9 protein-coding genes are annotated in these 11,355 nt (G+C 71.1%); 4 read left to right on the top strand and 5 right to left on the bottom strand.

The annotated features are described in order from the left end of the window. The 3 genes from K6I34_RS20830 to K6I34_RS20840 all read right to left on the bottom strand — a co-directional run. A partial coding sequence (locus K6I34_RS20830; protein WP_229327829.1) for a response regulator transcription factor occupies window positions 1-399 on the bottom strand: 399 nt, incomplete at its 3' end. 106 nt (window positions 400-505) lie between these two features. Then, window positions 506-1,231 carry a hypothetical protein gene (locus K6I34_RS20835; RefSeq protein WP_229327830.1) on the bottom strand — a complete coding sequence of 242 codons (726 nt, stop codon included), beginning with the start codon at window positions 1,229-1,231 and terminating at the stop codon, window positions 506-508. A 780-nt stretch (window positions 1,232-2,011) separates the two neighbouring features. Then, the gene (locus K6I34_RS20840) at window positions 2,012-2,803 is read right to left on the bottom strand and encodes a trypsin-like serine protease (RefSeq protein WP_229327836.1); all 792 of its coding nucleotides are present in this window, start codon (window positions 2,801-2,803) and stop codon (window positions 2,012-2,014) included. Between the two features lie 272 nt (window positions 2,804-3,075). Between K6I34_RS20840 and K6I34_RS20845 the strand changes: the two genes are divergently transcribed. After that, complete coding sequence (locus K6I34_RS20845) at window positions 3,076-3,957, top strand: hypothetical protein (protein ID WP_229327831.1); 882 nt, start codon at window positions 3,076-3,078, stop codon at window positions 3,955-3,957. Window positions 3,958-4,176: 219 nt separating this feature from the next. Here the strand turns inward: K6I34_RS20845 and K6I34_RS20850 are convergent, their stop codons facing one another. Both K6I34_RS20850 and K6I34_RS38365 read right to left on the bottom strand, forming a co-directional pair. Next, window positions 4,177-5,100, bottom strand: a complete 924-nt coding sequence (locus tag K6I34_RS20850; protein WP_229327832.1) for a hypothetical protein — start codon at window positions 5,098-5,100, stop codon at window positions 4,177-4,179. A 209-nt stretch (window positions 5,101-5,309) separates the two neighbouring features. Then, a complete protein-coding gene (locus tag K6I34_RS38365; protein WP_275127113.1) occupies window positions 5,310-7,367 on the bottom strand; it encodes a polysaccharide deacetylase family protein in 2,058 nt (685 codons plus the stop codon). Between the two features lie 555 nt (window positions 7,368-7,922). On the opposite strand from K6I34_RS38365, the gene K6I34_RS20860 reads away from it, so the two are divergent. The 3 genes from K6I34_RS20860 (at window position 7,923) to K6I34_RS20870 (ending at window position 11,173) form a co-directional block, all read left to right on the top strand. Then, window positions 7,923-9,188, top strand: a complete 1,266-nt coding sequence (locus tag K6I34_RS20860; RefSeq protein ID WP_229327833.1) for a glycosyltransferase — start codon at window positions 7,923-7,925, stop codon at window positions 9,186-9,188. Between the two features lie 66 nt (window positions 9,189-9,254). Continuing rightward, window positions 9,255-10,505, top strand: coding sequence for a non-hydrolyzing UDP-N-acetylglucosamine 2-epimerase (wecB, locus tag K6I34_RS20865; protein ID WP_229327834.1), 1,251 nt, complete (start codon window positions 9,255-9,257; stop codon window positions 10,503-10,505). Then, entirely contained in the window at window positions 10,502-11,173 is a 672-nt protein-coding gene (locus tag K6I34_RS20870; protein WP_229327835.1) for a calcium-binding protein, read from the top strand. The genes wecB and K6I34_RS20870 overlap by 4 nt, the downstream gene beginning before the upstream one ends. Window positions 11,174-11,355 lie beyond the last annotated feature (182 nt).

An 11,355-nucleotide genomic window follows, 5' to 3' on the forward strand; every position in this document is an offset into this window, starting at 1 on the left:
GATGAGGGAGTCGCCAACGGCGGCGGCGTGCACGGCCTCGACGAGCATGGCGGGGCTGGCGTCCTTGAGGAGGAAGCCGGAGGCGCCGTTGCGCAGCGCGGTGTGCACGTATTCGTCGAGGTCGAAGGTGGTGACGATGACGATGCGGGGGCGCTGGCCGCGCTCGGGGTGGGCGGCGGTGAGCTCGGAGATGCGGCGGGTGACCTCGAGCCCGTCGAGCTTGGGCATACGGATGTCGAGGAGGAGGACGTCGGGCCGGTGTTCCTCGACGGCGGCGAGCGCGGCCTCGCCGTCGACGACATCGGCGACGACCTCGATGTCGGGCTGGCTCTCCAGGATCATCCGGAAGCCGGTGCGGACCATCTCCTGGTCGTCCGCGATGACCACGGTGATCGCCATGCTGTATCCCTCGCCCTGTTCCTTGCTGGTGATAAGTACTCGTGTCCCCGGCGGCGGTGCGCCCCTCCATGTCACCGGGGGTGTCAGGAGGCCGCAACCGCAGCGATCAAGCGTCCGTCCCGGTACGGCCTGCGCGGCGCAGCGCGACGCGGACGCCGTAGGCGCCGCCGCCCGCGAGGAGCAGCGCGGCTCCGGCGAGGGCGGGGGTGCCGAGGTCGTGGTGGCCCTTGATGGCCTGGCCCGCTTCGACGACGCGCTTGACGGGGTTGCTGGAGACGGCGTGGACCTTGCGGTGGTTCGCCTCCGCGGCAGGGCTGCCCGCGGCCTGGCTCGCGGGGCGGGCGTGCGGGGAGCGGCCGTCGTGAGCGGCCTTGGCCCCGTGCCCCTGAGCGGCCTTCGTGCCGCGCTGGTGGTCCTTGGGCGCCTCGGGGGTGTGGCGGAGGGCACCGGAGGTGAAGTCGTAGTAGCTGGGCTTGTCGGTGCCGTCGAGCGAGGCGCGCAGGGTGGGGCGGGCGGTGTCGCCGTCGATGATCCGCAGATGGAGGCGGTCGATGTCGGCGCTGGGCCGGGTGGTGTCGATGGTGCGCTGCTGCTTGCCGTGGGTGGTGACGGTGGCGCGGGTGCCGCCTTCGCCGGAGGACAGGCGGGCGTGGCTGCCGTCGGGAAGCTGGATCTGGCGTACGACGGAGGTTCCGGTGCCGCGGTCGGGACGCCCGGGGTGCGTGTCCGTGCCGGCGCCGCCCGCGGCGAAGGCGCTCGCCGTCGGCCAGATCACCGCGCCGGTGGCGGCGGTGAGGAGGGCGACGGCGGCGATGCGGTGCTTGGCGGACACGGAGGTCCCTTTCCGTACGTACGGTGCGGTCCACGGCCCGCCACGGTTCCGGTTCGCGTCACGCTCACCGGCCGGGTGGGCCGTGTCTCACACGTTACGGACCTTTATCGCCTCCACACTTCGACTGTCCGACCATTCCGGTATCGGCCGAAAGGATGACCGGGGGCGACGTGCGTCATACCGCGGGCGGGGCGGGGCGAACCGGGACGCGGGGCGCTGCGCTGAGCCGTACGTGTCGGGTGACGGCTGGACTGGGCGTTGACGTGGGGTGCGGCGCTGTTTTTTGGTTGCGCCTACCGGGGGTGCGGCTTGCGCTGCGCGCGCGGGTGCGCCCCCGGTGGGGGCTTGTCGCGCAGTTCCCCGCGCCCCTAAATGCCGCCTGCGAGCTCGGTCGCCCCTGTCCGTCCGGCGGCTGCGGGTCGTCGCTGGTTGCTCGCGCAGTTCCCCGCGCCTCTGATGGGGCGCGCCCGGCCCGCCTGGCGCCGTGGCGGGGGCTTCGCCCCCTGCACCCCCAGCGGGGCACGGCGGTGGAGACACCCCCTGCGGAGAGCCGAAAGCGGACGTGGGTACCCCCTACGGACAGTCGACATCCGGTGGAGGGGGTGGGGCCGGAGGGCGGGTTCTGAAATGACGGTGCATGGATCAGGGCTCCCCATACGGATCGGCCGCGCGCACCGCGTTTCAGGTTCCGGCCGGAGGCCGCGCCCCCGGCCCACAACGCACCCAGGGGCGCGGGGAACTGCGCGAGAAGCGACCACCGGCCCGCAGACGAAGCCCCGGTCACCCCCCAAGGCTCGCCGCCGCACTCCTGATGTCCGCGGCGAACGTGCTCACCTCGCTGTACACCCCCGGATACCCCGGCCGCGCACACCCCTGCCCCCAGCTGACGATGCCGACCTGGATCCACGCTCCCGTGCCGTCCTGGCGGAACATGGGGCCACCGGAGTCGCCCTGGCAGGTGTCGACGCCGCCCTTGTCGAGGTAGCCGGCGCAGATCTCGTCACCAGGGGTGAGCGCACCGCCGTACGCCTGCTGGCAGGTGGCGTCGTCGACGTAGGGCACGGTGGCCTTGAGGAGGTAGCGCTGCTGCGGTCCGCCCTCCGTCGCGGCTCCCCAGCCGACGATGGTGAAGGTGCCGTTGTTGTAGGCGGTGGTGTCGGCGATGTTGAGGGTGGGGAGGTCGACGGGGCGGGCGAGCTTGATGAGGGCCCAGTCCTTGCCGGTGCCGTTGTAGCCCGGGGCCTGGAGCACCTGGGTGGAGTTGACCTTGACGGCCTGGGCGGAGTTGAGGTCGACGACGCCCGCGGTGGCGGTGATCGAGGTGTTGGGGCCGCTGCCGTCGACGCAGTGGGCGGCGGTCAGGACGATCTGCTGGGTGTAGAGGGCGCCGCCGCAGCCCATGGAGAGCCTGATCATCCAGGGGAATTCGCCCTGCTGGGCGCGGACGCCGCCGACGACGGAAGGACCAGGGTCGGCGGCGTGGGCGAGGGTGGCGGGCTGGAGGGTGAAGGCCGCGGCGGCCACGGCGAGTGCGGCCACGGTTCTCTTGAGTGCCCTGAGGTAGGTGCGCAACGTGGCTTCCCTTTCGTGGAGGGTGACACGCCACAGAAATGTCAGGCCCATGTCAACTCATCCGATATTCGAACATGAGTCTCTGCGACGCGCTGCGATTATGAGGACGCCACGCAAAGGCGACAAGAACGAAGGGGCAACGAGCCCTCCGTTTCGGCCAGCGGAGGGCGGCGGACCGCCGCAGGCTTCCCACCGCGCACCTCCCACCGCAACCTCCCGGCGCGGCCCCCGCGCCCGTACAGTGGAGTCGGCCCGGCCGAGGGGGTGGTCGCGTGGGCTCCGACCTCGGGATCGCGCACGGTTTTCCGCATCTGGAGACCGTGCACACCGCGATCACCGCGCTCTACCGGCGGCTCTCCCCCGACACCGTGCGCACCTTCGCCGCGAGCGTGCTCCCCGTGGACGTGGCCTTCTCCGACGACGAGAACCCCTATCTGGGTGTCCAGCGGGTCGCGGGCGCGATGGTCCGGCACCTCCGGCTGCCCGACGCGCGGATGATCGTCAGCTTCCGCGAGATGCGGCACGCCGGGAGCGTCGAGCTCGCCGCCGGGCCGGAGTACTTCGTCGAGCTCAACTCCCGCTTCAAGACCCACCGCAGGGACATCGGCGCCGCGCTCGCCCACGAGGTCATGCACGTCTATCTCCACCGGCTCGACCTCGCCTTCCCCGGCACGCGGGACAACGAGATCCTCACCGACACCGCCGCCGCCTACCTGGGCTCGGGGTGGCTGCTGCTGGACGCCTACCGCGAGTCGTCCGTCTCCACCCAGAAGCTCGGCTACCTCACGCCCGAGGAGTTCGGCTACGTCCTCGCCAAACGGGCCCTGGCCTTCGGTGAGGACGTAGCCCCCTGGTTCACCAGCCCCCAGGCCTACGACGCGTACGTCAAGGGCATGGCGCGGGCCCGGCGCGACGAGCAGCGGCCCCCGCTCGCCGCCGCGGGGCTGCTGGGCCGCCACCGCTACGCCCGCGACCGGCGCGCGCGGCACGGCTCCTCCGGCGGCTCCCCCGACGGCTACGCCTTCGAGGGCGGCGACCCGCCGCGGGTCAGCTTCTCCTGTCCCACGTGCTACCAGCGGCTGCGGGTGCCGGTGCGGGGGAGGCTGCGGGCGCGGTGCGGGTTGTGCGGGGCGGTGCTGGAATGTGACACGTAAGCGCTCCGCTGGGTGCGGGTGATTTTCCGGGTGCGCCTACCGGGGTGCCTCTTGCGCTTGGCGCGCGGCTGCGGGCCCGGTGGGGGCTGGTCGCGCCCACGCGGCGGAGCCGCATATCGGCACAGCCCCGCGCCCCCGAGCCGCCTGCGAGCTCGGTCGCCCCTGCCCGTCCGGCGTCTGCGGGCCGTCGCTGGTTGCTCGCGCAGTTCCTCGCGCCCCTTACGGGGCGCCGCCCCACCACTGGCGCAGCACGCGTTCCGCCGGTTTGCCGTGGGGGGTGTAGGCGAGGCGCTTGGCGGTTTCGCCGCTGTCCGGCCAGTCGTCCCACATCCACCAGCAGACGCCCGCCCACCACGGCTTGCCGTCGAAGGCGGCGAGCAGCGCCTCGTAGGCGGCGGCCTGTTCGTCGTCGCCGGTGGTCTTGCTGACCGTCCAGGAGTACGGGGCGGTGGTGGTGCCGCGCTGGCTGACGTAGCCCGCCTCGGTGAAGAGGATCTGGCGGTGCTGCCGCGCGGAGAAGGCCGCGAGCTCGTCGATGATCGGCTTCCACGCCTGGCGCAGGCCCGCGGCGTCGGTGGTGGCCTTCTGCGCCAGGGGCCAGTAGGCGTCGACGCCGACGATGTCGAGGTCGCCCCAGAACGCGACCTTCCGGTACTCGTCGTAGTTGGCGGCGTACGTGAGCGGTCCCCGGTAGACCTTGCGGACCTCGGCGATCGCCTTGCCCCAGCGGGCGCCGTCCTGGGAGGTCCCGGCCAGTTCGGTGCCGACGGAGAGCTGTTCCGCCTTCGTGTCCGCGGCGAGCCGCGCGTAGTGGGTCAGGACGCCCGTGTACGCGCCGAACCACGCGTCCGGGTCGGTGGGCCTGATGTGCGCGCGGTCCTCGCCGTTCGCCAGGTCGACATGGGGTTTGATCATGACCTTGAGGCCGGTGGAGTGGGCGAGGTCCACGATGTGGCGGAGGCTGTCGTCGCTCGCCGTCTCCCCGGTCGTGTGCATGGCCGGATCGGTGACGCCGTTCTGGTACCAGGTGGGGGTGAAGGTCACCCAGCGGGCCCCGGTGGCGGCGATCTGGCGGAGGTACGCCCCGGCCTCCGGCTTGGCGTAGTCGTCGGTGTTCCACGAAGGAAGCGCGAAACCGCGCATTCCGCTCACCTTCCTGTCCTCGGGCCGATGACTCCCCGGGCTCCCCGGGCCCCCAGGGCTCCCCGGGCCGCTCGGCGCGGGACCGCTCGCGGAGCCGGAGCCGGAGCCTGGGCCGTCCGCGGAGTTGTCCGGGGAACCGCCGGAGGAGCAGCCCGCGAGGAAGAGGGCGGCCGCGGCGGCCAGCGCGCAGGCCGCCCTCTTCATCGCGTTCACTGCGCGAGGTCCGTCGGGCCGACGAAGGTGTAACCGAGGGCACGGATGCCGTCGATCGTCTGCTGGAGCGGCGCCACGGGGTAGTACGGGTGGTAGAAGAAGCTCGCCACGCCGTCGCGCACGGCCAGGTTGGCCTTGGCGGACGCGATCAGGTCGGCGGGGAGCCTGGCCGGATGGTTGTTGTACGGCAGCGGCTCGTAGTTGCCGATGTTCTCTGGCAGCACGCTCGTACCGTAGACGTCCTTCACCGAGTACGGGAAGAATTGGCCGATGTAGCGGCTGGAGTCCACCGTTCCGCCACTGAGCGTTCCCGCGAAGTACAGCGAACGCTCCAGCCGTGCCGTGTAGTTCTGGCCGAGGACGCGGTAGTCGGCGGCCGACGCGGCGTAGTGCGGGGTGGTCCACAGCGTGGGCTTCGGCAGCCCCACGGCCGCGAAGGCGGCGAGTGCCGAGGTGACCCTGCTCTGTGCCCAGACGGCGTTGTCCTCCGGGGGCGGGCCGTCGAGGACGACGTTGTTCGCCGCGTCGACGTGCGCCTTGAAGAACTCGAAGTCGTCACCGGTGACGCCTGTGTAGGGGTTGTTCACGTTGCTGTACTGATGGGTGAGGCCGTGATTCATCAGGACGGCGCCGTGGGCGAGCATGTATTTCAGCGCGTTGACGACGTCCGGGGCCTGGGCGAGGGTGACGGTCTGGGGTTTCCCGTTGTTGTAGACGCCGTTCGGGTCGGTGTAGACGGGGATGACGTTGATCCCGTACGGGATGTTCTGCGAGGCCAGGTAGTCGGCCATGCTGCGCAGTTGCGCCGGGTCGGACGTGGGGCTGATGTCCTCCAGGCGGACGAAGGCCCGGTGCCGCTCGGCGGTCTGCGGGGCGAGCGCGTCGAACATCAGGTCCTCGAAGGCGACGACGCGGTCGGACTCGGAGACGTAGGCGAAGGGGATCTCCCCCACATAGGTGAGGTTGCCGGAGCGGATCGCCCAGGGGGTGGTGGCCCCGGTCGTGCCGTCCTTGGCCTGCGCGAGCTGGTTCACCTGGGGGAAGCCGGTGCCGGAGACGAGGGCGGGGTGCAGGACGCCGCCGTCCTGGCCGGCCGGGATCGTCCGGGTGAGCTGCTGGCCCTTGTAGGTGACCTGGTTGATGTTCCCGACGCTGCCGTTGGGCGCGAAGTAGGAGTTGGTGGGGTCCCAGCCGTAGTGCTGCTCGAACTGGGTGACGCCCACCGCGTTGGCCATGTTCCAGATGTTGTCACCCATCCAGGTGACGGGGTGCGCGGTGGTCAGCGCGTCCTGGTAGAAGGCGGCGGGCACGGCGTCGGGGACGGAGCCCCCGTAGTAGGTCGAGCCGATGTAGAAGGTGGCGGTGTACTGCTCGGTCATGCCCGCGGTGTAGGCGGAGACGGGCTTGGTGGTGACGGTGCCGAAGTGGCCCGAGAGGTTGGCGACGGCCATGGCGTAGAGCTCGCCCAGCTGGCCGTACGGGCCTGTGGTGTCGTAGAGGACGAGCGCGGTGGTCCCGGAGGGGGTGGCCAGCGGCTTCAGGACCTTCGGCGGGGAGACGGTCTGCGCGGCCTTTACGGAGACGGCCCGCGCGGAGACGGTCTGCGCGGAAGTGGTCCGCGCGGGAGCAGAACTCACCGAGGCCGTCCGCGCGGCGTTCACGGAAGCGGCCTGCGTGGCCTGCGCGACCCGCGCGGCGTTCGCCTGCTTCGCCGAGGCGGCCGTCGCGGCGGCGTTCTTCGCCTGGCCCGCCTGGCCCGCCTTGTCCGCCTGACCCGCCGGAGGCTCCGGCACCGCCGGGTGGACGACGAGCGTGTGCGCCTTGCGCTGTTTCTCCAGGGCGAGCCGGGCCTTGGCCCAGCCCGCGAGGTCCTGTGCGGTCTTCGGGGACAGTGCGACCGGGTGGATCCCGCCGTTGCCGGCGTGGGCGGGTATCGGGGTTTTCGCGGCTTCGGCAGCCGGCATGAGCTCGATGCCGCCGACCACCAGAGCCGAGACGGCCAGGACTGCGGAGGAGACCCGGAATATGCCGAGTCTCCTTCTCGTTTTTTGCATGCTGTTTCCCCCTGGGAAATACTTTCTTTGTCGTCACCTGTCACCGGTGTCGCCGGTCATCGGTCGCCATCCCGGTACCGATGACCGGGGCCCGACAGTTGGCCGATTCTTCTGGGGTTCAACAACCCGTGTCAATAGACAGAATCGGTCCCGAATGGGCACTTCCGTGCAGCGCTTTTGGCCCGGACCAATGACCACATGCGCCACAGCAGGCCACTGGCCAGGCCTAACAAACAATAGGTCCATCGAATTTGGGATTCCGATCAAACAAGTCCCACCAAGTCCGACAGTATTCATAGCCCCGTCTGGTACCTTCCCCACGCGACGCCTCATTACGAGGCGAATTCGGGGGGAACTCATGTACGGAAAACCACCTCTGGGTGCCGTCCTGCCCATGGCCGGACTGACAGCCACCGCACAGGTAATCCCTGGGCTGCCCTATGCCCAGGGACTCCAGGAAGCCGCGGGCGCGGGATTTCTGCTCTACGCGGCCACCGCGATAGCCATGCTTTCGCTCAAACTCTGGTTCCACCTGCGGAACTCCGGTGAACCCTCTTGATCACCGAAATTCTGCTCTGGTCGGCCATCGCGATCATCGTGATGGCCGGCTGCTACAACACCACCCTGTTCGTCCTGTCGAGACGCCGGATGCGCCGCGGGCGCGGCCCGCGGCGGCCGCGCCTGTACGTCTTCCTGCTCGCCTGCCTCAACGAGGAGCGCGTCCTCGGCGAGAGCCTGGCCCGGATCACCGCCCTGCCCGCGGGCAACTTCATGGCCCTGGTCATCGACGACGCCTCCGACGACGGCACCGCCGCCCTCGCCCGCGACGCGATCCGGCACAACCCGCCCGGCAAGGTCCACCTCCTCCAGCGGCACCTGCCCAACGCGCGCAAGGGCAAGGGCGCCGCCCTCAACGCCGGCATCCGCCACCTGCGGGAAGGGGGCCTGCTCGCCGACTACGACCCGAGCGAGGTGATCGTCTGCGTCGTGGACGCCGACGGCCGCCTCGACCAGCATGTCGTCCAGGCCGTCGACCCGTACTTCGACGACCCGCGCACCGGCGGCACCCAGATCGGCGTGCGGATGTACAACCGGGACAAGGGCCTGCTGGCCCGGCTCCAGGACATGGAGTTCGTCATCTACGGCGACATCTTCCAGAGCGCCCGGCGCTACATCGGCAGCGTCGGCATGGGAGGCAACGGCCAGTTCATGCGGCTCTCCGCGCTGGACTCGCTCCTCGGGCCCGACGGCGCGGGCCCCTGGAGCGACTCGCTCACCGAGGACCTCGACCTGGGCGTCCGGCTGATCGCGCGCGGCTGGGTCAACCAGCACTGCACCCACGCGGCCGTCTCCCAGCAGGCCGTGCTCGACGTCCGGCGCCTCGTGCGCCAGCGCTCCCGGTGGTTCCAGGGACACCTGCAGTCGGCGGGGCTGGTGCCGCTGATCCTGCGCGAGGTGCCCACCCGGCCCGCGGTGGACCTGCTCTACCACCTCTCCAGCCCGGTGCTGATCCTGCTCACCTCACTGCTCCCGCTGGCCTTCCTCGTCGCGGTGGGCGGCGCCGTCGTCGGCTCCGTGCAGGCGGGGTACCCGCTGATCTCCCCGTCGTGGGTCGTCGGCCCGTACGTCCTGTCCTTCACCGCCGCCTACCTCTACGCCTTCGTCTACACCCGCCGCGAGAAGAACCTCGGACTGCTGCGCGCGATCCTGCTCTCCCACCTCTTCGTCCTCTACGGCTACATCTGGTTCGCCGCGGGATGGTTGGGCCTGTGGCGGATGCTCACCGGCAAGCAGACCTGGCTGAAGACCGCGCGCACCTGACGGCCGCGCGCACACCCGAATCTCTCCTCTCCTCCGCCCATCGGCACGCCCTTCGTAGGGAGAACCATGTCCGTGTCGCCCTCGTCCGCGTCCACGTCCGCGTCTCCATCCCCGTCCCCGTCTTCGTCCTCGGAGATCATCACCGCGCCCGTGCGCGCCATGCTCGTCCTCGGCACCCGGCCGGAGGCCATCAAGCTGGCGCCCGTGGCCCGCGCGATGGCCCGCTCGCCGCTGTTCGAGCCCGTCGTCGTCACCACCGGCCAGCACCGCGAGATGCTCGACCAGATGCTCGATCTGCTCCAGGTCCCCGTCCACACCCGGCTCGACGTGATGCGCGACCGGCAGCAGCTCTCGACCCTGACAGCGCGGCTGATCGACGGGCTGGGCGAGGTGGTCCGTGCCGAACGCCCCGACCTCGTCGTCGTCCAGGGCGACACCACCACCGCGCTGACCGGGGCGCTCGCCGCGTTCTACGAGCACCTGCCCATCGCCCACGTCGAGGCGGGGCTGCGCACCGGCGTCCTCGACAACCCCTTCCCCGAGGAGCTCAACCGGCGCCTCATAGGCCGCATGGCCCGCTGGCACTTCGCCCCCACCCCCCGCGCCGCCGCCCACCTGACCACCGAGGGCGTGCCGGAGGCGGAGGTGTTCACCACGGGCAACACCGTCATCGACAACCTCCTGTGGGTGCTGGCGGAGGGCACCGGGAGCAGTGCCTTCGTCAGCGGGCGGCGGCGCGTGCTGCTGACGCTGCACCGGCGGGAGAACCAGGGCGCGACGATGCGCGGGATGGGCAGGGCGATGCGGCGGCTGGCCGACCGGGGTGACGTGGAGCTGGTGATCCCGCTGCACAAGAGCCCCGCGGTGCGGGAGGCGCTGCTGCCCGAGCTGGCGGACCATCCGGGGATCCGGGTGGTGGAGCCGCTCGGCTATCTGGACTTCTCGGCGACGCTGGCGGCGTGCGACCTGGTGTTGACCGACTCGGGCGGTATCCAGGAGGAGGCGCCGACGCTGGGGAAGCCCGCGCTGGTGCTGCGGACGACGACCGAGCGGCCGGAGGCGGTGGAGGCCGGTGCGGCGCGGCTGGTCGGCACCGATCCGGAGCTCATCCTTCAGGCCGCGATGGCGCTGCTGGACGATCCGGTGGCGTACGAGCGGATGGCGACGGCGGGTAATCCGTTCGGGGACGGCACGGCGACGGAACGGATCGTCGCGCAGCTGGCCGAGGACTTCGGTGCCGACGCGGGACCCGATCGGGGCGTCGTCCCGCTGGTCGCCACCCGTCACGAGGGTCCGGGGTCATACTCGACGGCATGACGAGATCGCGCCGGCCGCTCGGCCTCGGGCTGCTCGCCGTCGTCGTGGCGGCGGGCGTCGCCCTGGCGGCGTACGTCCTGTGGGGGGCCGGTGGCGGTGGGTCCGAGCGGCCGTGGGCGGAGGGTTCCGTCCACGGCCCGTGGCGTTCGGTGTTCGACGGGCACGGGGAGAACATCGGCCGTCACGACGGTCTGGAGCTCTCCCCCGAGCCCGCCCGGGCGCCGGATGTGACGCACGCGGGGCTGATCGTGTCGACGGCGGTGTACCGGACGGTGGACTTCCAGGCGCGGATGCGCACGGTCGAGCAGTTGCGGACGCCCACACCGAATCCGTGGGAGGTGCCGTGGCTGCTGTGGGCGTACACCGATCCGGAGCACTTCTACTACATCACCTTGAAGCCGAACGGCTGGGAGCTGGGCAAACGCGATCCCGCGTACCCGGGTGGCCAGCGGTTCCTGGCGACGGGGCCCGGTGAGTTCCCGATCGGCCACTGGTCGGAGGTGCGGGTCGCGCAGCAAGGTGCGCGGATGGAGGTGAGCGTGGACGGGAAGGGCCTGGTGGCGTACGAGGACCGGGAGCGGCCGTACACCTCGGGGAGTGTGGGCGTGTACACGGAGGACGCGAAGGTGGAGTTCAGCGACCTGTCGGTGCGCGCGCTGGGTGGGTGAGGGCGAGTGGTGGTCCCCGGCCCGCCCGTTTCCGGCCGGTCGGCAGACGGCCCTGTGGTCGGGGTGGGCCGTGCCGCCGGTCGGCGGGAGGACATGGCGGGCCGGGGAAGCTCTGGACGACTCGGCCGGTCGGGCTGTCAGACCGTCAGGGCGCGGTCCGTGGGGCGGATGGGGGCCGGGAG

The organism is Streptomyces sp. UNOC14_S4, from assembly GCF_020740835.1.
Lineage (GTDB): Bacteria > Actinomycetota > Actinomycetes > Streptomycetales > Streptomycetaceae > Streptomyces.